Source organism: Labrys sp. Lb11 (genome assembly GCF_057554225.1).
Genome location: NZ_BAAJOT010000002.1, coordinates 320915 through 342500, shown reverse-complemented (window position 1 = coordinate 342500; position 21586 = coordinate 320915). Strand labels below are relative to the sequence as shown.

The following is a 21586-nucleotide window of genomic DNA, read 5'->3' as shown; positions in this document are numbered from 1 at the left end:
CCGGACGCCTTGGCGGTCTGGGCCGACACCAGCACATCGGTCAGATAGTCCTTGGTGGCGCTCTCCAGGCGGCTGGCGATCGTCACCGTCTCGCCGAGCGCCGTCATCATGACGCCGTGCTCGGCGTCGCCGATCTGGGCGATGATGGCCGGGCCGGTATGGATGCCGATGCCGACCCGCAGCGGGATCGGCAGCGCCGCGCCGAACTCGCGGTTGAGGCCTTCGACCACCTTCATCATCGCCCGTGCCGCCAGCACGGCCTCCCTGGCGCCGGCGTCGGCGGTCGAGCCCAGGCCGAAGATCGCCATCAGTCCGTCGGCCATGAAGGAATCGACCCGGCCGCCATGGGCGGTGGCGGCCTGCGTCATCTCGCCGATGAAGCGGTTGAGCAGCAGCACGAGATCGTAGGGCAACTGCTTGCGGGCGAGCGTGTTGAAGGCGCGTATGTCGACGAACAGCACGGTGACATTGCGCTCGACGCCCCAGCGATAGGCCTCGTCCTTGGCGGTCAGACGCCCGCCGGTCGGCAGGATCGGCAGCAGGATCTGCACCGCCAGGTTGCTCGTCGGTCGCAACTGGCAGCCCAGGCGCACATTGGGCGGGGCGGAGATGCGCTGCAGCATCGCCCGCTCGGTCGGTCCGAGCGACGGCAGGTCGTCGACGCCGGCGATGACGGCGACCCGGCAGGTCGAGCAGCGGCCGCGGCCGCCGCAGATCGCCGGATGGGGGATGCCGTTGATGCGGCTGGCTTCCAGCACGGTCGTGCCGCGGCCGATCTGGACGGAGCCGTGGCCGATATATTTGATGGTGATCAGGCCGGAGCGGTGGCGCTCCATGATCCGCCACAACACGATCGCCAGGACGGAAAGCAGCCCGGCGATGAAGATGGCGAGGGACCAGCGGATGGCGCCGAGCAGCTCGAAATAGTCGGCGCGGGTCAACGGCCGGGTCTGCAGGGCCATGCCCTCGACCTCGCGGGCCGCCGAGACGAAGCCGGCCAGGGCGAGCAGCGGCAGCAGCCCGGCGAAGACCATCAGCGGGTCGCGCCAGCGGACATACCAGCTGCGGCCGCGGAAGGTCTGGCCGATGCCGATGCAGCCATGGGTCCAGGCGCAGATGACCAGGGCCGTCTGCTTGATGGCGGGGTCGCCCCACAGCCGCAGCAGCACGTTGCGATAGTCCTGGGGATAACCCAGCAGCGACTGGCCGCGGGTGCCGACGACATGGTCGATGATCAGGAAGGGAATGAGCACCCCGAGGGCGATCTGCAGCGCCTCGTCCGGAGGCAGGCGCGAGAAGCGCCGCCGCGCCATGCGCTTGAGGGCCAGGACGATGTGCACGAAGAAGGCGCCGTAGAGCAGGAGGGTGCCGGGCACCGACTGCCACAGCGCCATGCGTGGCCTTTGCACAGCTTCCATCACCGCGACGCCGAAGACGCCGAGCGCATGGTTGAGCAGATGCATCGTCACGAAGACGAACAGCACGATGCCCGCCCCCAGGCGCGCCTCGCGCTCCCACGCCCAATGCTTGGTGAGGGCGTCGATCATCCGCGGCGTCGCGGGCGGCTGGCCGCTATCGCTCATCGGACTGATGACACAGGATTGGCCCCGGGCGCCACGCCCTAATGGGTGATCTCGTTGCCGGCCCGCTCGGCCAGCCGCAGCACGCGGTGCGCCAGCTCCCGGGCGATCGACATGGAGAATTCGGCATTGTCCTGCATCAGCTGCAGCAGGGATTCCTTGTTGATGCGCATCACCGAGAGCGGCGTGACCGCCCGCACCGAGGCGAAGCGGTCGCGGTCGCACAGCAGGCCGACCTCGCCGAAGATGGTGCCCTTGCCCTGGCGTCCGAGGATGGTGAGGCCGGTGGGCGTGTCGACGACGAACTCGACCTCGCCGGAGAGGATGAGGTAGGCGGCATCGGAGGGCTCGCCGTGTCGGCAGATATATTCGCCCGCGTCAAAGGCCTGCTGCTCGCTCATGCAGCAAAGGAGACGGGTCTTCGAGGCGCAGAGCCCCTCGAAGATCGGTGCGCTACGGATGGTTCTCACTTCCGTGTCGAGATCCATGCGGGCCCTCCGTCGGCGGATTGGCGGAACTGAGGCAAATCTATGATGAAAGCGCGGGTTCTTCAACCTCCCGGGCGACGATGCGGGCGCCCTGGAAACGAATCACGCGGCTGAATCCGTGGATGGGCGCATTTGTCGCGACCGTCGCGATCAGCGTGCGACCCTGGAACTCGGTCTGCAGCCGCGCCATCATGGCGTCCGCCTCCGCCGCCGGCAGGGCTCCGAGCGCGTTCTCCATGACCAGGATGTCGGGGTGGCCGATCAGCGCCCGTGCCACGGCGATGCGGGTGCGCTGGGCCGGCTGCAGCAGCTTGCCGGCGCGGCCGACCTCGAAATCGAGGCCGAGGCCGTAGATGAAGGGGTCGAGCCCGAGCTCGTTCAGGACGGCCCGGGCGATGGTGATGATCTTGGGCTGGGCGTTGGCGACGCCGTAGGCGATGCGCCCGAACAGGATGTTGTCGCTGAGCGGGGCGGCGCGCATGTAGCGGTCGGGGTCGTAGAATTCGACGGCGCCGGCATAGTGGATCGGCAGGTAGCGGCGGAAGCTGGCGCGGGCGCGCAGCACGCGCAGCGTGAACGGCGTGTCGATCAGGCCCAGGCGGTGGCGCGGCTCGACATAGGCGAGCCCGACGGCGAGGAGCTTGCTGCGGGCGGAGGCGGACAGGCCGGCGGCGCTGCCGCGCGCGCGGACGGAATCGACGATCTCCTTGTAGCGATCGAGGTCGCTCGGCTGGATCACGGAGTAGCGCTCGAACACCGGATGTTCCGGCGGCAGGCCGACGAAGGTCTCCACCGCCATGTCCGCCAGCCTGAGCCCGATGTCGATCAGCGGCTCCAGCAGCGCCTCGGCCTCGAGGATGGAGCGCATGAACGGGTCGCTGGCCAGCCCATCCTGGGCCAGCCGGGTGCCGACGGCGACGCCGAACAGCAGGTTCTCGCCCACCGGCGCGCTCATGTTGTAGCGCGCGGGATCGAAGGGTTCGACCAGGTTGGACAAGCCCTTCTCGCGCATGCGGGCCCGGATTTCGCGACGGGCCTCGACGAAGCGGTCGAACACTTCCGGCGGCTGGTCGCGGTCGAAGCGCCCGAGGACGCCGAGGCGATAGACATCTTCCAGCGCGCCCGCCACCCCGAGCGCCTGCAGCAGCGCGGCGTCGATGTCCCCGGCGAGGCGGATGTGCATGGCCTCGTAGTCGATCCAGTCGGCATCGGCCGAGACCAGCGGGTTGCCGGACCGGCGCGCCTCCTGGCGGCGGCGGCGCTCGCTCTCGTCGACGTCGCGGTCGTCGAGGCTGGGCGCACGCCGGCGCACCGAGAACAGCAGGTTGTCGCGGATCGACGTCGGGTGCAGGGCCGGATCCGGGCCGAGGAAGGTCAGGAAGCGGCTCAGCGTGCTGTCGGAGAAGGTGGACATCTCGACATGGCCGATCCGCACCGAGCCCTGGTAGGCGAGGATCTGGCGGCCGAGGACGCGGGCGAACACGTCGCGGCTGCCGCCGGCCTCGCCGACCAGGGCGACCAGCGCCGGGCGTTCGATGACGACATTCAGGCGGTCGAGCAGGGCGGTGCCGCGGGCGTCGGCGACGACAAGGCCGGCGATATCGATCGGCGCATCGGCGGCCGGCGGGGGCTCGTCCGACGCCTGGCCGTTGTCCGGCAGCAGCTGCGGCGGCGAGAACTGCGCCGCCACCTGCTCATATTTGATCGCCACGTCCTGGCGCTGCTGGTCCCAGTCGATCAGGTCCTTGATCGGCGGCGGCAGGTCGCGATAGGCGGCGATGACCGCGACGAGCTGGCCGATGTCGAGCTGCTGCTTCAGCGCGAAATAGCCGCCGACGGCGTAGAAGATGAACGGCGTCACCTGGGCCAGCAGGTTGTTGAGGAACTTGACCGCGAACTTGCGGCGGAACAGGTCGGCGCGGATGGTGAAGAGATGGCCGAGCCGGTCGCCGATCTCGGCTTCGACATAGGGCGAGGCGCCGTAGCTGTGCACGGACGGCGCCGTCTCCACCACCTCGCCGATGCGTCCGGCGAGCTGGCGCGAAGCCAGCTGGCGCTCGCGGCCGAGGCGCAGCTGCTCGCGCCGCAGGATCGGAATGATGATCGCCTGGACGAGGACGACGACCGCGGCGGCCAGGCCCATCCAGAAGCTCTGGACCATGATGAACAGCAGCGCCGTCGCCGCCTGGCTGGCCAGGAACACCGGCTGGATGAAGGCGTCGCCGATGAAGCCGCCGATCGGCTCGACCTCGTCCTTGATCATGCTGGCCACCTCGGCCGGCTTGACCACCGCCACGTCCTCGGGGCGGAAGCGCATCAGCAGCGCGAACAGGTCGAAGCGCATGCGCCGCAGCATGCGCTCGCCCAGGATGCCCTTGCGGATGTTGATATAGTATTTGAAGGCGCCGTTGATCAGGACCAGCACCAGGAACCACAGGCTCAGCCCGAGCAGGAAGGGCAGCTGCTCCAGCTCAAGGCCCCTGAACAGGGTGAGCTTGCCGCCGCCGAGGAAGCCCGGCACCGAGACGGTCCATTCCAGCAGCACTGCCGTGGACTTGTTGGTGAAGGCTCGGCCCTGGATGGCGTCGTTGACGATCTGCTTGGGGACCTCCAGCGAGATCCAGTAGAAGGGCAGCGAGGCAAGAATGACCAGCAGCAGGAAGATCTGCTCGCGGCGGCTGTTCTTCCAGATGTAGCGAAAGAGGCTGGAGTCCAAGGGGCGTGCCCGGCGGCGCTATCCATGGCGGGAAGGGCAGCCGCAGCCCGTCCCGCCTTCCGGCGCGATCCTTCCGCGAACGGCCGGGGGCTTGGTTCGTGGGGGACCGCTTCGAACGCCGCGCCGACCGCCCCTCCCACCCGCCGGGACAAGATCGCCGACGCTACGCTCCACTCATCGAAATCCGCCGGGAGGCACGATCCGCAAGGCCATCGACATGGTCCTCCGCAGGTATGATCGTGCATCCCGTTCGTCAACGCCGATCTCACCCCGGGGCGAGGTCGAGTGCCCCGGGCATTATCACACAAATGCCGGAAATCGCTGGCTCTGCCGTCATGATTCCGTCACCCGGTCCCGGGGCAAAGGCGGAGCTTGTGGCTTTCCGGCATCACCTTTGCCCGGCTCGCCGCAATGGCCGATTGTCCCGCCCGGAGCGGGACGCTATCATGGGAGACGCTGCGCACGGCGGACGGCTTGCCCGTCCGCCGTGCGCAGGCACGGTGGGCCGGTGGCCCTTGCTGGAATGTCGGGGCCTCACGTGACGGTACAGTCCGACCGCACTCGTCCACGTTGCGCAGGCGCTTCCCTCCCGCAGGCGGCGTGGCGCATCCTGTCCGACCCGGCCACGGGAGACCGGAAGCCGGCCTGGAACCGCCGGAACGCCGCGGCATGGCCGGGGCGACCCGGTCCCGTTGCGCCCGGCTTGCCCGGCGCGGCCTGACCGCCCACCTTATCGACCCAACAGACAAGCGTTTGCTCGACCCGGTGCGACACTTCGGAGATCATTGAGGCATGTTGCACTATCTCAGCGGAGGAGGGGGGGCTCGCCATGGGCAGCGTGAGCGTCGCCCGCCGCGCGTGCTGATCTACAGCCACGACACCTTCGGTCTCGGACATCTGCGTCGGTCGCGCGCCATCGCCAACCGGCTGGTGCAGGCCAATCCGAGCGCATCGGTCGTCATTATCTCCGGATCGCCGATCATCGGCAGCTTCGAGTTCGGCGACGGCGTCGACTATGTGCGGGTGCCCGGCGTGGTGAAGCTGCCGAACGGCGACTACACCACCCTCAGCCTCAACCTGCCGCTCGACGAGGCGGTGGCGATGCGCGAGGCGATCATCCTGCAGACGGCGCGGACGCTGCGGCCGGACCTCGTCATCGTCGACAAGGAGCCGACCGGCTTTCGCGGCGAGCTCCTGCCGGCGCTCGAGGAGATGCGGTCGCAGGGCGCACGCATCGTCCTGGGCATCCGCGACGTGATGGACGACCCGTCGGTGCTGGTGCCGGAATGGGAGCGCAAGGGCGCGGTCGACGCCCTGATCCGCTATTACGACGACGTCTGGGTCTACGGCCTCAGCGAGATCTACGAGCCGCTGGCCGGGCTGCCCCTGCCCGACAGCATGATGCGGCGCATCGTCTACACCGGCTATCTCCGCCGCGAGGTGCCGCCGCAGCCGGGCCTGGTTCGCTATCCCAAGCTCACCAAGGGCCCCTTCGTGCTGGTGACCACCGGCGGCGGCGGCGACGGCCATGAGCTGATCGACTGGGTCCTGTCGGCCTACGAGACCGATCCGAGCATCCCGACGCCGGCGCTGATCGTGTTCGGCCCGTTCGTCGCCCGCGACAAGCGCGGCCGGTTCCTGGAACGGGTGTCGCGCCTGGCCAATGTCGACGCCATCAGCTTCGATGCCAAGATCGAGCACCTGATGAGCCGGGCGACCTCGGTGATCTCGATGGGCGGCTACAACACGTTCTGCGAGATCCTGTCGCTCGACAAGCGCGCCCTGATCGTGCCGCGCAAGACACCGCGCCTCGAACAGTCGATCCGGGCAGAGCGTGCCGCCCGCCTCGGCCTGCTGCGCCAGCTCGACGGCGCCAACCTCGATCCGGACGCGGCGCGCGACCCGATGGAGATGGCGCGGGCCATCCACGCCCTGTCCGACCAGCCGCTGCCGTCCAAGGCGTTCCTGCCGCACCTGCTCGACGGCCTGGTGCAGATCGAGCGGCTGACGACGCCGTGGTTCGAGGCGGGCGGGCGCATGGCGCCGGTCGAGGTGCTCGGCAAGGCGGCGGGCGAATGACGCCTGGGGCTCCGGTCGCCTCGGCCTCGCGGATCGCAGTGGTGGTGAAGGGCTATCCGCGCCTGTCGGAGACCTTCATCGCCCAGGAACTGCTGGCGCTGGAGCAGGCCGGCCTGCCGCTCGAGATCTGGTCGCTGCGCCGCCCGACCGACAAGGCGGTGCACGAGCTGCACCTGCGCATCGCCGCGCCCGTGCACTACCTGCCGGAATATCTCTACCGGGCGCCGATCCGGGTGCTGAAGGGGGCCATCGCCGCCCTGCGCCGACCGCGGCTGCGCCAGATGCTGGCGACGTTCTGGCGCGATCTCAGGCGCGATCCGACCGCTAATCGCGGCCGGCGCCTCGGCCAGGCCCTGGTCCTCGCGCGCGAGCTGGACGAGGACGTCGCCCATATCCACGTGCATTTCCTGCACACGCCCGCTTCGGTCGCCCGCTACGCCGCGCTGCTGACCGGCCGCACCTTCAGCTTCTCGGCCCATGCCAAGGACATCTGGACGACGCAGGACTGGGAGAAGCGCGAGAAGATCGCCGACAGCGCCTGGGGCGTCACCTGCACCTGCGTCGGCGCCGACGAGCTGCGGCGGCTGTCGCCGCAGGACCGGCCGGCCAAGGTCTCGCTGGTCTATCACGGGCTCGACCTTGCCCGCTTCCCCGAGCCGCCGTCGTCGCGGCCGCCGGCCGATGGCCGGGACCCCGGCCAGCCCGTGCGCATCGTCGCCGTCGGCCGGGCCGTGGCCAAGAAGGGCTTCGACGACCTGCTCGAGGCGCTGGCGCGGCTGCCGGCCGATCTCAACTGGCGCTTCACCCATGTCGGCTCCGGCGAGTTGCTGCCGGGCCTGAAGCAGCAGGCCGGGCGGCTGGGCCTTGCCGAGCGGATCGTCTGGAGCGGCAGCCTGCCGCAGCACGACGTGATCGAGGCGCTGCGGGACGCCGACCTCTTCGTCCTGCCTTGCAAGGAAGGCGAGGCGGGCGACCGCGACGGGCTGCCCAACGTGATCATGGAAGCGGCGACCCAGGCCCTGCCGATCCTGTCGACGCGCTTTGCCGGGGTGCCGGAATTCGTGCGCGAGGAGGTCGACGGCGTCCTGGTGCCGCCGGCCGACATCGCCGCCCTGGCGTCGGCGCTGGAGGCGCTGATCCGCGACCCGGCCCGCCGCGCCGCGCTCGGCGCCGCCGCCCATGCCCGGCTCCGGAGCGCCTTCTCGTTCGAACGAGGCATCGCCGAGCTGGTCGCCAAGTTCGACGCGACGCTGGCGCGCGCCGCCTGATGGCCTCGCCCTTTCCCGTCGCCTTCTATGCGCCGCTGAAGCCGCCCGGCCATGCCACGCCGTCCGGCGACCGGGAGATGGCGCGGCTGATGCTGCGGCTGATCGAACGTGGCGGCGGCCGGCCGGAGGTCGCCTCCGAGTTGCGCAGCTTCGACGGCGCAGGGGATCCGCTGCGGGCCATCGCGCTGATCGTCGAGGCCGACCGGGAAGCGGCGCGCCTCGTCTCGGCCTATCGGGAGCGTCCCGCCGGGGAGAGGCCGGCCCTCTGGTTCACCTACCACGTCTATTACAAGGCGCCGGATCTGGTCGGGCCGCGCGTCGCACGGGCCCTGGCCATCCCCTATGTGGTGGCGGAGGGGTCGCGGTCGCCCCGGCGCGGCGAGGGGGCCTGGGCCGTCGGCCACGGCCAGGCCGAGGCGGCGCTCGATGCCGCCGACCTCATCCTCATCCTCAATCCGAAGGACCGGCCGGCGCTCGAAGCCGCCCGGCCGCCCGGGCAGCGGCTGGAGACGCTGGAGCCCTTCCTCGACCCGGAGGACTGGCGCGCGACGCTGGAGGACAGGCCGCGCCTGCCGGACGGCAGGCCGCTGCGCTTCCTCGCCGTGGCGATGATGCGCGCCGGCGACAAGCTCGCCTCCTACCGCCTGCTGGCCGAGGCGCTCGCCGGCCGCGCCACGCCGGACTGGCGGCTCGACATCGTCGGGGACGGACCGCGGCGAGCCGAGGTCGAGGCGCTGTTCGCGCCCTTCGGCGAGCGCGTCCGCCTTCTCGGCCTGGTCGAGGAGCGCGGCGACCTCGGCCGGCTCTATGCCGGTGCCGACCTGCTGCTCTGGCCGGCGGTGAACGAAGCTTTCGGCATGGTGTTCCTGGAGGCCGCGCTGCACGGCCTGCCGGCGGTGGCCGGCCGGTTCGGCGGCGTCGGCGCGGTGGTGCGGCACGGCGAAACCGGGCTGCTGGCCGAGCCCGGCAGCGCTTCGGCCTTCGCAGCCGGCATCGACCGGCTGGCGGCCGACGCCGGCCTGCGCCGGCGGCTCGGGGCCGCGGCCCGGGCCTTCGTCTGTGCCGAGCGCTCCCTCGACAGCGCGGCAGCGACCTGCGGCGCGATGCTGCGCGACCTGCTGGCGCACCGGCGGGAGGCGTCATGAGGCTGTCCGTCCTGATCGTGGTGACGCATCTCCTGGGCGTCGGCCACCTGACCCGCGCCGCGGCGCTGGGGCGAGGCCTGGCTGCGGCCGGGCACCGCGTCACCCTGGCGAGCGGCGGCAGGACCGCGCCGCTGGTGCCGCGGGACGGGCTCGACTGGGTGCAACTGCCGGCGGTGCATTGCCGCGGCGTCGATTTCCGGACGCTGTTCGCCGATGACGGCGAGCTGGCCGGCGCCGACCTGCTCCGGGCTCGCATCGACGGGCTGCTCGCGGCCTTCGCCCGCGCCGATCCGGATGTCGTCGTCACCGAGACCTTTCCGTTCGGGCGGCGGCAACTGGCGGCGGAGTTCCTGGCGCTGCTGGAGGCGGCCCGGGCGCGGCCGCGGCCGCCGGCGATCCTGGCCTCGATCCGCGACATCCTCAACCCGCCGTCCAAGCCCGGGCGCGCAGACGAAGCGCTGGAACGCCTCGGGCGCTTCTATGACGGCGTGCTGGTGCATGGCGATGCGGCGGTGACGCCGCTTTCCGCTTCCTGGCCGGTCGGCGCCGGGCTCGAAGGGCGGCTGACCTATACCGGCTACATCGGCGACGCCGGCGCGCCTGCCGTTGACACCCAGCCGGAAGACGGCGGCGAGATCCTGGTCTCGGGCGGCGGCAGCGCGGCCGGCCTGCCGCTGTTCGAGGCCGCCGTCGAAGCGGCCGGCCTGCTGGCGCAGCCGCAGGCCTGGCGAGTGCTGGTCGGTCACGGTGTCCCGGACGCGATCTTCGAGGCCCTGGCGGCGCGGGCCGGCGAGGGGGTGACGGTGGAGCGGGCGCGGCCGGACTTCCCGGCGCTTCTCGCCGGTGCGGCGGTCTCGGTCAGCCAGGCCGGCTACAACACCATGATCGAGCTGGCGGTCGCGCGGGCGCGTTCGGTGCTGGTGCCGTTCGAGCGCGGCAACGAAGCCGAGCAGCGCCTGCGCGCCGAGCGCTTCGCCGCCAGCGGCGCGGCCGAGATCGTGCCGGAAGCCGGATTGACGCCGGCGAGCCTGGCCCGGGCGGTGGCATCGGCGCTGGCCAGGCCGCGTCCCCGGGCCGCGGCGCTCGATCTCGATGGCGTCGCCGGCAGCGTCCGCGCCATCGAGGACCAGGCCCGCCGCCGGGACGAACGGGCATCCGCCTGGGAGCGGCTCGACCGGGCGCTCGCCGGGGCGGAGGCCGCGCGGCGGACGATCCGCCTCTGGTGGCGCGACGACGACGCGACGGCGCCGGGAGAGGCGCTGGACCGGCTGCTGGCGCTGGCCCGCCGGCACGCTGTTCCTCTCGCCCTGGCGGTCATCCCGGCCGAGGCGCAGCCGGCCCTGGCCGAGCGGCTCGCGCGGGAGCCGCTGGCGAGCGTGCTGGTGCATGGCTTCCGTCACCGCAACCATGCGCCGCCGGGCGCGAAGAAGCAGGAGCTCGGCCATCGCGGCATCGCCGCGGTCGAAGCCGAGCTCGGTGAAGCGCTGGCGCGGCTCGCCGGGCTGTTCGGTGCCCGCTGCCTGCCGGTGCTGGTGCCGCCCTGGAACCGCATCGACCCCTCGCTGGTGCCGCGCCTGGCCGGGCTCGGCTTCGCCGGCCTGTCGACCTACGGGGCGCGAACCGCGACGCGGCTGGGAGCGGATCTCGCCGTGGTCAACACCCATCTCGATCCGATCGACTGGAAGGGCGGGCGCGGCCTCGCCGACGAGGCCGGGCTTATCGCCGGGCTCGCCGGCCATGTCGAGCGCCTGGCAGGCGAGGCAAGCAGCGAGCCCGTCGGCATACTGACACATCATCTGGTGCATGATGCCTGGGTGTGGGGCTTCATCGACCGCCTGCTGGCGCGCCTAGCCGCCAGTCCCGCCGTGCACTGGGCCTCGGCGTCGGATGTGTTCGTCCGGCGGTGAACCGGAGAAGACGCTGGATCATCGGACGGCAGGCGAATAGGGTTGTCGGTGTTGGTGCATCCCCGGCTGGTCGAGGGCAAGAGTTTGGGCAACGAGCCTCTGCTGAGCGTTCGCGATCTCAGCGTCGATTTCGAAAGCGACGCCGGCCTCGTCCATGCCGTCCGTTCGGTCAGCTTCGACATCATGCCGGGCCGGACCTTCGCGGTGGTCGGCGAGTCCGGCTCGGGCAAGTCGGTGACCTCCCAGGCGATCCTCGGCATCCTGTCGAAGCGGGCCCGCATCGTCAGCGGTTCCATCCTCTTTCGCGACCCGCGCGGCGGCCCGCCGATCGACATTGCCAGGCTCGACCCGGATTCGGCGGCGATGCGGGCCATCCGGGGCGGGCGCATCGCCATGATCTTCCAGGAGCCGATGACGTCGCTGTCGCCGGTCCACACCGTCGGCGACCAGGTGACCGAGGCGCTGCTGCTGCACGCCAAGGTCAGCCGGCGGGAGGCGGACGAGGTTGCGCTCAAGCTGTTCAACCTGGTCGGCTTCCACAAGCCGCAGCGCATGCTGACGACCTATCCGTTCGAGCTCTCGGGCGGCATGCGCCAGCGCGCCATGATCGCCATGGCGCTGATCTGCAAGCCGGCGCTGCTGATCGCCGACGAGCCGACCACCGCCCTCGACGTCACCACGCAGGCCCAGATCCTGGCGCTGATCAGGGATGTGCAGGCCGAGAAGGGCACGGCGGTGATGCTGATCACCCACGACCTCGGCGTGGTCGCCAACATGGCCGACGACGTGCTGGTGATGTATCGCGGCGAGGTGATGGAGCGCGGCGGGCGCGACGACATCTTCCTCAGGCCCCAGCACCCCTACCTCAAGGCGCTGATCCGGGCGGTGCCGCATTTCAACATGCCGCAGGACCAGCGGCTGATGCCCTTGCGCGAGATCGCGGTGTCGGGCGTCGGCGTCTACTCCCGGCACCACAAGGTCGGCGTTCCGGCCGGCGGCAGGCCGGTGCTGGAGATCGACGGCGTCAGCAAATCCTTCACCCTGCGCGCCGGCCTGTGGTCGGGCCGGCGCGAGACCATCACCGCGCTGTCGCGGGCGAGCCTGTCGATCCCGGCGGGCCGTACCGTCGGCCTCGTCGGCGAGTCCGGCTCGGGCAAAACCACGCTCGCCCGCATCATCATGCGCGCGATGCCGCCCGATGCCGGGCATGTGCGGTTCGACGACGGCACCGGCCCGCGCGACGTGTTCGCGCTCGATGCGGCGGCGCTGAAGGCCTATCGCCGCACCGTGCAGTTTGTGTTCCAGGACCCGTTCTCCAGCCTGAACCCGCGCATGACGGTGTACGACATCCTGTCGGAGCCGCTGATCGTCCACGGCATCGGCAGCGAGGACGAGCGGCATGCGCGGGTGAAGACGCTGCTCGACCTGGTCGGCCTCGACCCGCGATACCTCAGGCGCTATCCCCATTCGTTCTCGGGCGGCGAGCGCCAGCGCATCGGCCTGGCGCGCGCCCTGGCGCTGTCGCCGTCGGTGATCCTGTGCGACGAGCCGACCTCGGCGCTCGACGTCTCGGTGCAGGCGCAAATCCTCAACCTCCTGAAGGACTTGCAGAAGGCGCTCGGCATCTCGCTGCTGTTCGTTTCGCACAACCTCGCCGTGGTCGACTACATGGCCAGCGAGATCGCGGTGATGTGCCGCGGCCATATCGTCGAGCAGGCGCCGCGCGACCTCTTGTTCCGGGCGCCGCAGCACCCCTACACCAAGGCGCTGCTGGCGGCGATCCCGGAGCCGGACATCCATCGGCTGCTCGATTTCGCCGTGGTGCGCGAGGCGACCTATTCCGATCCCGCGCGCTGGCCGGCCCCTTACACGATCCGGCCGGACGGGCCGCCGCCCGCCATGGTCGAGGTCGCGCGTGGGCACTGGGTCCGGGTCGGCGAGACCGCGGCGGCCGAGCCGGCGAGGATGGCGATCGCATGATGAAGCGTCTTGGCCGGATCCTGCTCGTTGCGCTCGGCGCCTGCCTGCTGGCGCCGCCCGCCGACGCACGCGAACGCAGCCACATGGAATACAGCGAGGCGCCGATTCTCGCCGCCGCTGTGGCCGCGGGCAAGCTGCCGCCGCTGGCCGAGCGCCTGCCGAGGACGCCCCTCGTCTCCGACCTGGTGGACCGCAGGCGCGAGATCGGGCGCTATGGCGGCGAGATCCGCTCGCTCGCCGTCAAGGCCCGCGACCTGCGCTATGTCACCGTCAACGCCTATACCAGGCTGGTCGGCTACGACGAGAACCTCAACCTCCGGCCCGACATCCTGGAGAAGTACGAGAACGACGGCGACCGGGTCTTCACCTTCACGTTGCGCGAAGGACATCGCTGGTCGGACGGCCAGCCGTTCACCACCGAGGATTTCCGCTACTACTGGGAAGACATCGCCAACAATGAGAAGCTGACGCCTGCCGGCCCGCCGGATCTGTTCCGGGTCGACGGCAAGTTGCCCAAGGTCGAGATCCTGGACGAGCGGCGTATCCGCTACAGCTGGGACAAGCCCAACCCGCGCTTCCTGCCGTCCCTGGCCCTGCCGCGCCCGATCTTCATCTATTCTCCGGCGCACTACCTCAAGAAGTTTCACGCCAAGTACGCGGATCCGGAGGAGCTGGCCAAGCTCGCGGCCAAGAAGAAGATGACCTCCTGGGCGGCGCTGCACAACAAGCTCGACGATCCCTACGAGGCGGGCAATGTCGACATGCCCGTGCTCGATCCCTGGGTCATCGTGACCAAGGCCCCGGCCCAGCGCTTCGTCTTCGAGCGCAACCCCTATTTCCACCGCGTCGATCCGGCGGGGCAGCAATTGCCCTATGTCGACCGCATCGTGGTCGACATCGCCGCCTCCGGCCTGTTCGCGGCCAAGGCCAATGCCGGCGAGGTCGACCTGCAGGCGCGCGGCCTGGTGATGGGCGATGCGCCGGTGCTGAAGGAAGGGGAGAAGCTGCATGACTACCGCACCCTCCTGTGGCCGATCGCCCGCGGCTCGGCCTTCGCCCTCTACCCCAACCTCACCACGAACGATCCGGTCTGGCGCGCGCTGCTGCGCGACGTGCGCTTCCGGCGAGCGCTGTCGCTGGCGATCGACCGGCACACCCTGAACAACGCCCTGTGGTTCGGCCTCGGCATCGAGGGCAACAACACGGTGATGCCCGAAAGCGCCCTCTACCAGGAGGAGTTCCGCTCGACCTGGGCGCAGTTCGATCCGGCACGGGCCAACGAGATCCTCGACGATATCGGCCTTTCCCGGCGCGACAGCTCGGGCTTCCGGCTGCTGTCGGACGGGCGCCTCCTGGAGATCCTGGTCGAAGTCGGGGGAGACGCCGCCGACCTGATCGACGCCCTGCAGATCACCACGGAATTCTGGGCCGATATCGGCGTCAAGCTGGTGGTCAAGCCGCAGGATCCGTCCAACCTGCGCCAGCGCAGCTTCGCCGGCGAGACGGTCATGGTCGCCGCGCCGGGCTTCGACAACGCGCTGCCGACCGCGCTGATGTCCCCGGGCGAGCTGGCGCCGTCGCGTCAGGACAATTTCGCCTGGCCGAAATGGGGCCAGTACTTCGAGACGGGCGGGCTCGCCGGCGAGCCTCCCGACACGCCCGAAGCCGAGCGGCTGATGCAGCTCTACCGTGACTGGCTGGCCTCGAGCGACCTTTCGGCCAAGAGCCATGCCTGGACCGAGATGCTGCGCCTGCATGCCGAGAACCAGTGGATCATCGGCACGGTGGCCGGCAGCATCCAGCCGATCGTCGTGTCCTCGCACCTGAAGAACGTGCCGACCAGGGCCGTGTTCTCCTGGGAGCCCACCGCCATGCTCGGCGCCTACCACGTCGACGAGTTCTTCTTCGACAACCCGCCAGCACCGAGCGCCACGCAATGATCGTCTACCTGCTCCGCCGCCTTTTGACGATGGCCGTGACGCTGTTCATCATCTCGGCGCTGGTGTTCGTCATCATCAAGCTGCCGCCTGGCGATTTCCTCACCAACCAGCTCGACGAACTGCGTGCGCAGGGGGATGCCGCCAGCGCCGCCAAGGCCGAGATGCTGCGGGCCGAATACGGCCTGGACAAGCCGGTCTGGCAACAATACGCCACCTGGGTCGGCATCTGGCCGGGGCCGAGCGGCTTTTCCGGCCTGCTGCAGGGCGACTGGGGCTGGTCGTTCGAATACCAGATCCCGGTGAGCGAGGTGGTGGGCAGCGCCCTGGCCATGACGCTCGTGGTCAATCTGGCGACGGTGATTTTCATCCATCTGGTGGCGATCCCGATCGCCATCTACGCGGCGACGCACCGCAATTCCGTCGGCAGCCACATCGTCACGTTCCTGGGCTATATCGGGCTGGCCACGCCGAGCTTCCTCCTGGCGCTGGCGCTGCTGTTCTATCTCAACCGATGGTTCGGCATCTCCATCGGCGGCATGATGGATCCGGTCTATGCCGACGCGCCGATGTCCCCGGCCAAGTTCGGCTCGATCGTCGGCCACCTGATCGTGCCGGTGACGGTGATCGGACTGGCAGGAACGGCCGGCATGATCCGGCGCATGCGCGCCAACCTGCTCGACGAACTCACCAAGCAGTACACCGTCACCGCCAAGGCCAAGGGCATGCCGCCGATGCGGGCGCTGCTCAAATATCCGTTCCGGATCGCCCTCAATCCCTTCGTCGCCGATATCGGCAACATCCTGCCGCACATCGTCTCCGGCTCCGTGCTGGTGTCGCTGGTGCTCAGCCTGCCGACGGTCGGACCGATCTTGCTGCAGGCGCTCAAGATGCAGGACCAGTATCTCGCCGGCTTCATCCTGATGTTCGTGGCGGTGCTGACCGTGGTCGGCATGCTGATCGCCGACCTGGCGCTGGCGGTCCTCGACCCGCGCATCCGCCTGGGCAAGCAGGGCTGAGCCGATGGCTGTTTCAACCACCGACGCCGCACCGCCCGACGAGGGCCACTACGTCAATCCGGCGCCGTTCGACCCGCATGTCACAAAGGCGCTGACCGCGGCGGAGGAACGGTTCTACCGCGCCTCCTCGCTGCAGCTGATCTGGTGGAAGTTCTGCAAGAACCGCGTCGCCCTGGCCGCCGCGGTCTTCCTGCTGGCGCTCTATGTCAGCCTGCCCTTCGTCGAGATGCTGGCGCCCTATCCGCTGGCGCAGCGCCATGGCGACTTCATCTATGCGCCGCCGCAGCCGGTGCACCTGTTCCACCAGGGACGCTTCGTCGGGCCGATCGTCTATCCCTACACCTTCAAGTTCGACCTGGAGACATTCCGGCGCACCTATGTCGTCGACAAGAGCCAGCCGCAGCCGGTGCGCTTCCTGTGCCGGGGCGAGCCTTATCGTTATTGGGGCGGCATCACGCTCGACGTCCACCTGATCTGTCCGCCGAAGGACGGCACCATGTTCCTGTTCGGGACGGACAGGCTCGGCCGCGACCTGTTCTCGCGCATCATCTACGGCGCCCGCATCTCCCTCACCGTGGGCCTTGCCGGCATCCTGGTCTCCTTCGTCATCGGCCTTACCCTCGGCGGTCTCGCCGGCTACGTCGGCGGCTGGATCGATGCGGTGGTGATGCGCCTGATCGAGGTGCTGCGCTCGCTGCCGGAACTGCCGCTCTGGCTGGCTCTGTCGGCGGCGCTGCCGGCGAACTGGAGCCCGATCCTGGTGTTCTTCGGCATCACCATCATCCTCGGCCTGCTGGACTGGCCGGGCCTCGCCCTGGCCGTGCGCGCCAAGCTGAAATCGTTGCGCTCGGAGGACTTCGTCCATGCCGCCGAGCTGATGGGCGCTTCGCGAGCGCGCATCATCGCCCGCCACCTCATCCCCAACTTCATGAGCCATCTGATCGCCAGCGCCACCCTGTCGATCCCGGCGATGATCCTGGGCGAGACGGCGCTGTCCTTCCTCGGCCTCGGCCTGCGCCCGCCGGTGACCAGCTGGGGTGTGCTGCTCAACGAGGCGCAGAACCTCGCCGCGGTCGACATCTATCCCTGGCTGATGATTCCGATGATCCCGGTGATCCTGGTGGTGCTGGCCTTCAATTTCTTCGGCGATGGGCTTAGAGACGCAGCCGACCCCTATCACTGACCGCTGCCCGGGAGGCGGCGAGGGACGATTGCGACATGACCTCTGCAACGAGCGCGGCCGCGGCCGATCTTGCCGCCCGTATCCGCGACCGGCGCGCCCTCGTCGGCATCATCGGCCTGGGCTATGTCGGGCTGCCGCTGGCGCTGGCGATCTGCGGCGCCGGCTTTCGCGTGCTCGGCTTCGACATCGACGAGCGGCGCGTGGCGCATCTCAACCGCGGCGACAGCCTGATCAGGCATATTCCGTCCGAGCCGATCCTGGCGGCGCTGGAGCGCGGGCTGTTCGAGGCGACCGCCGATTTCGACCGCCTCACGGAGCCGGACGCGATCCTGATCTGCGTGCCGACGCCGCTGACGAAGCAGCGCGAGCCCGATCTCTCCTTCGTGGCGAAGACGGCTGCCTCGATCGCCGAACGCCTGCGGCCGGGCCAGCTGGTGGTGCTGGAATCCTCGACCTATCCCGGCACGACCGACGAGGTGGTGCGGCCGGTGCTGGAGCGGGCGGGCCTCACCTCGGGCCGGGATTTCTTCCTGGCCTATTCGCCCGAGCGCGAGGACCCCGGCAATGCCAGCTTCAGCACCCAGACCATCCCCAAGGTGGTCGGCGGCGACGGCCCCGACGCCCTTGCCCTGGCCGCAGCGCTCTACGATGCCTTCGTGACGCGCACCGTGCCGGTGTCGACCCCGGCCACGGCCGAGGCGGTGAAGCTGACCGAGAACATCTTCCGGGCGGTGAACATCGCCCTCGCCAACGAGCTGAAGGTCATCTACGGGGCCATGGGCATCGACGTCTGGGAGGTGATCGACGCAGCCAAGACCAAGCCCTTCGGCTTCATGCCGTTCTATCCCGGCCCCGGGCTCGGCGGCCATTGCATCCCGATCGACCCGTTCTACCTGACCTGGAAGGCCCGCGAGTTCGACGTCACCACCCGCTTCATCGAGCTCGCCGGCCAGGTTAACACGGCAATGCCGCGCTATGTCGTCGACCGCCTGGCCGAGGCGCTGGACCGGCGCTTCCGACGCGGCCTCAACGGCGCGCGCATCCTGATCCTCGGCGTCTCCTACAAGAAGAATGTCGACGACACCCGCGAGAGCGCCTCGTTCAAGCTGATCGAGCTCCTGGAGGAACGCGGGGCCGAGACCGCCTACCACGACCCGCATGTCGCGGTGCTGCCGCAGACCCGCGAGCATCCCGGCCTCGCCGGCCGGCGCTCGCTGGCGCTGGAGCCGGCCGTGCTGGCGGAGCACGACGCGGTGCTGATCGCCACCGACCACGACGGCGTCGACTACGCGCTGGTCGCCGGCCATGCCCGCCTGGTGGTCGACACGCGCAACGCCTGCGCCCGGGCGGGGGCGTCGCTCGACCGGGTGGTGCGGGCGTAAGGAGGCGGCTCAGCGCCTGCGATAGATGAAATAGCGGTCCTCCGGCACCTCGGCCGGAGGCTGCAGGCGCTCCAGCCCGGGGTGGGCCAGGGCCAGCCCGCTGGCGACGATGCCGCCGGCGCGCAGGGCCTGCGCCGCAATGCGCGGCAGCCAGCCGGCCGTCTCCTCGTCGATCTCGGCATAGCCTGTCTCGATGTCGGCATGCAGGAGGGCGGCGCCGACGCCGGCGAAGGCGGCCGCGGTGGCGCGGATCTCGCCGAGCACCAGATCTTCGCCGGACGGGGTCGAGCCGCGATGGGCCGCGAGCGCCCGGTCGAAGGCAATGATGCGCCGGCCGGGCAGGTTTTCGCGCAGATGGTCGTAGGTGCGGCCATTGCCGAGGCCAAGCTCCAGCACCGGCCCGTCGAGCGTCGCGATCAGGCTGCAGACGTGGTCGAGCACGGCGCGCTGCGCCGTGACGCGGCGGATGAAGCTGTCGAGGCGGCTCATGGGGGCGGCAGGTCCGGGGTGAGTTTGGCTCGGGCGGGTTCTCTCCCATGCGAGCGCGCGCAAGCCAAGTCCGGCCGCCCGGATCTCGTGCTTGATTCCCGGCCGATGTCGCGCGCATAGCTATGGTGCCGGCTGCCGCCACGGGATGCTGCGAGAGGCGGTGCGATCCGGGGGAAGATCATGCGTTGTCTGTGCCGCGTCCTGATCGCGCTCATGCTGCTGGCGCTGCCGACGCTTGTTCGGGCTCAGGCTCCGGCTGCGCCACCGCCGGCCCCCCTGACCCAGCAGCAGTTCGACGGCCTTGTCGATCAGATCGCCAAGGCCGTGGCGCAGCGCCTGAAGGAAGATGCGGCGAAGCCGGCATCGGCCGCGCCCGCCCATCCGGCAGCGGGCGCCGCAAGCCCGATGGCGACGGTGGGGATGGACAGTGAGACCGACCGGGCCTTCATCGCCTTCATCGGGCAGGCCCGGCAGGTCGTCATGGCCTTTCCCGATCTGCTGGCCAATCTTGCCCGGATCCCCTCCTTCTTCGAAGACTCGATGAACGAGGGGCGAAGTCCCTGGGCCTTCTTCGTCCTGCTGGCGATCGCCGCGATCGCGGCTGTCGGCGTGGAGACGGCGTTGCGCTGGGCGGTGGCGCCGCTGCAGCAGCGTCTCGCAGCGCATATCCACGGGCCGCAGGGACTGTGGCGCCTGGCCGGTATCGCCTGCTTCGACGCCCTCGCTCTCGCCATGGTCTGGTTGGTCAGCTACGGCTTCGTCGTCGTCTGGTTCCAGGGCGTCACGCCGCAGGCCCGCTTCGCCTATCTCGTCCTCACCGGCATCTTCGCCTGGCGCCTGTTCATGGTGGGGTTCCGCATCGCCCTGAGGCCTGCGCTGGCGGCGGCACGCCTCGCTTCGATCGACGATGCCGACGCCAAGGCGATCTACCGGCGGATCAGTGCCGTCGTGGTGCTGACCTTGATCCTCATGGACGTCGTCCGCATCCTCTCGGCGATCGACACGCCGCCCCACGCCGTGGCGCTGGCGGATATCTTCAATGCGATCATCGTTCCCGGCGCTTTCATCTGGGCGGCGGTGAGCGTGCGCGAGCCGGTGGCGCGCTGGTTCCTCGGCCTGTCGCGGGCCGGCCAGCCCGGACGCGTTCCGGCGGCCCTGGCCGAACACTGGCTGGTGATCGCCGTTCCCTATTTCGTCGCCCTCGGCCTCGCCCGCGCCTACGGCTCGATCGCGGCGCAGGCGGCGATCCCCAATGCCGTCATCCTGACCATGGAGATCCTGATCGGTCTCCTGCTGCTGGAAACGCTGCTCGACAGGGCCGGGCGGCTGCTCGGACGCGACCCGGACGACACCGTCGGGTCGACGCGCCAGCGTATCGTCGAGATCCTCGTGCGCTGCCTGCGCGTCGCCGTGCTGATCGCGGCGGTCGGCGGCCTCGCCGGGATCTGGCTGGTCGACGCGATCGGCGTGATGGACAAGTCCGGCTATCGCAGCATGCAGGCCCCGTTCCTCGCCGCCGGCATCACCCTGCTCGCGGCCTACTGCGCCTGGCAGTTCGTCAAGTTCCTGACGGACACCTACACCGTCGCTTCCCGCCCGGTCGTGCCGGGCCACCCGGACGACGGCGGCGGGGGCGCCGGCGGCTCGCGCCTGGGAACGTTGATGCCGCTGCTGCGCGTCGCCGCCCTGGTGGTGATCTGCATCGTCGCGGTGCTGACGGCGCTGTCGCAACTCGGCGTCAACATCACGCCGCTGATCGCCGGCGCCTCGATCGCCGGTCTCGCCATCTCCTTCGGCAGCCAGACGCTGGTGCGCGACATCGTCTCGGGCGTGTTCTACCTCGTCGACGACGCCTTCCGCGTCGGCGAATACATCGACTGCGGCAAGGCCAAGGGCACGGTGGAGGGCTTCACCCTGCGCTCGATCAAGCTGCGCCACCAGAACGGGCCGGTGCACACCATCCCGTTCGGGCAGCTCGGGCAGATCACCAACTTCAGCCGCGACTGGGCGACGCTGAAGTTCAACCTGCGCTTCGCCCGCAACACCGACCTGGAGAAGCTGCGCAAGCTGGTCAAGAAGATCGGCCAGGATATGCTGGAGGATCCGGAGATGAAGGACGAGTTCCTCGTCCCCCTCAAGATGCAGGGCGTCGCCGACGTCATCGACAGCGCGCTGATCTGCCGTTTCAAGTTCACGGTGAAGCCGAGCAAGCCGACCTTTATCCAGCGCGAGGCGATCAAGCGCATGATCCGGCAATTGCCGGAGGCCGGCATCGAGTTCGCCAACGCCACCGTGGCGGTGCAGACCCTGGGCGGCTCGGCCGAGCAGGCGGCCGCGGCGGCCGCCGCCAGCAGCGCCCTGGCCAAGGCCGCAGCCGAGCGCGCTGCCGCCGCGGCGGGCTGACCGGCGCCGG

14 protein-coding genes (1 of these 14 only partly in view) are annotated in these 21586 nt (G+C 69.9%); 10 read left to right on the top strand and 4 right to left on the bottom strand.

Annotated elements, in window-relative coordinates:
* The 3 genes from AC27L4_RS06705 to AC27L4_RS06695 all read right to left on the bottom strand — a co-directional run.
* Positions 1–1547, bottom strand: the 5' portion of a protein-coding gene (locus AC27L4_RS06705) for an adenylate/guanylate cyclase domain-containing protein (protein ID WP_487141295.1). 130 nt of this gene lie to the left of the window's left edge; the window shows 1547 of its 1677 coding nt (coding positions 1–1547); the start codon lies at positions 1545–1547; its stop codon lies off the left edge, out of view.
* A gap of 74 nt (positions 1548–1621) precedes the next feature.
* On the bottom strand, positions 1622–2068 hold the full coding sequence (locus tag AC27L4_RS06700; RefSeq protein WP_487141294.1) for a cyclic nucleotide-binding domain-containing protein: 447 nt from the start codon (positions 2066–2068) through the stop codon (positions 1622–1624).
* Between the two features lie 40 nt (positions 2069–2108).
* Positions 2109–4784: an ABC transporter transmembrane domain-containing protein gene (locus AC27L4_RS06695; RefSeq protein WP_487141293.1), complete on the bottom strand. Its 2676-nt coding sequence runs from the start codon at positions 4782–4784 to the stop codon at positions 2109–2111.
* 792 nt (positions 4785–5576) lie between these two features.
* Between AC27L4_RS06695 and AC27L4_RS06690 the strand changes: the two genes are divergently transcribed.
* From AC27L4_RS06690 to AC27L4_RS06650, 9 genes are read left to right on the top strand one after another with little or no spacing between them, the layout of a single operon-like run.
* Positions 5577–6863 (top strand): glycosyltransferase family protein, encoded by a 1287-nt coding sequence (locus tag AC27L4_RS06690; protein WP_487141292.1) that lies wholly within the window; start codon positions 5577–5579, stop codon positions 6861–6863.
* Complete coding sequence (locus tag AC27L4_RS06685) at positions 6860–8131, top strand: glycosyltransferase (protein ID WP_487141291.1); 1272 nt, start codon at positions 6860–6862, stop codon at positions 8129–8131. Before AC27L4_RS06690 ends, AC27L4_RS06685 begins: the two co-directional genes overlap by 4 nt.
* On the top strand, positions 8131–9276 hold the full coding sequence (locus AC27L4_RS06680; protein ID WP_487141290.1) for a glycosyltransferase family 4 protein: 1146 nt from the start codon (positions 8131–8133) through the stop codon (positions 9274–9276). The genes AC27L4_RS06685 and AC27L4_RS06680 overlap by 1 nt, the downstream gene beginning before the upstream one ends.
* Positions 9273–11183 carry a glycosyltransferase gene (locus AC27L4_RS06675; protein ID WP_487141289.1) on the top strand — a complete coding sequence of 637 codons (1911 nt, stop codon included), beginning with the start codon at positions 9273–9275 and terminating at the stop codon, positions 11181–11183. Before AC27L4_RS06680 ends, AC27L4_RS06675 begins: the two co-directional genes overlap by 4 nt.
* 48 nt (positions 11184–11231) lie before the next feature.
* Complete coding sequence (locus tag AC27L4_RS06670) at positions 11232–13163, top strand: ABC transporter ATP-binding protein (protein ID WP_487141918.1); 1932 nt, start codon at positions 11232–11234, stop codon at positions 13161–13163.
* Positions 13160–15103, top strand: coding sequence for an ABC transporter substrate-binding protein (locus AC27L4_RS06665; RefSeq protein WP_487141288.1), 1944 nt, complete (start codon positions 13160–13162; stop codon positions 15101–15103). The genes AC27L4_RS06670 and AC27L4_RS06665 overlap by 4 nt, the downstream gene beginning before the upstream one ends.
* A complete protein-coding gene (locus AC27L4_RS06660; protein ID WP_487141287.1) occupies positions 15100–16119 on the top strand; it encodes an ABC transporter permease in 1020 nt (339 codons plus the stop codon). Before AC27L4_RS06665 ends, AC27L4_RS06660 begins: the two co-directional genes overlap by 4 nt.
* Before the next feature lie 4 nt (positions 16120–16123).
* Positions 16124–17302: an ABC transporter permease gene (locus tag AC27L4_RS06655; protein ID WP_487141286.1), complete on the top strand. Its 1179-nt coding sequence runs from the start codon at positions 16124–16126 to the stop codon at positions 17300–17302.
* A 35-nt stretch (positions 17303–17337) separates the two neighbouring features.
* Entirely contained in the window at positions 17338–18684 is a 1347-nt protein-coding gene (locus AC27L4_RS06650; protein WP_487141285.1) for a nucleotide sugar dehydrogenase, read from the top strand.
* A 9-nt stretch (positions 18685–18693) separates the two neighbouring features.
* On the opposite strand, the gene AC27L4_RS06645 is transcribed toward AC27L4_RS06650, so the two are convergent.
* Positions 18694–19173: a class I SAM-dependent methyltransferase gene (locus AC27L4_RS06645; RefSeq protein ID WP_487141284.1), complete on the bottom strand. Its 480-nt coding sequence runs from the start codon at positions 19171–19173 to the stop codon at positions 18694–18696.
* A gap of 180 nt (positions 19174–19353) precedes the next feature.
* Here AC27L4_RS06645 and AC27L4_RS06640 point away from each other — a divergent pair, with 180 nt between their 5' ends.
* Positions 19354–21576 carry a mechanosensitive ion channel family protein gene (locus tag AC27L4_RS06640; RefSeq protein ID WP_487141283.1) on the top strand — a complete coding sequence of 741 codons (2223 nt, stop codon included), beginning with the start codon at positions 19354–19356 and terminating at the stop codon, positions 21574–21576.
* The last annotated feature ends 10 nt before the right edge of the window (positions 21577–21586 follow it).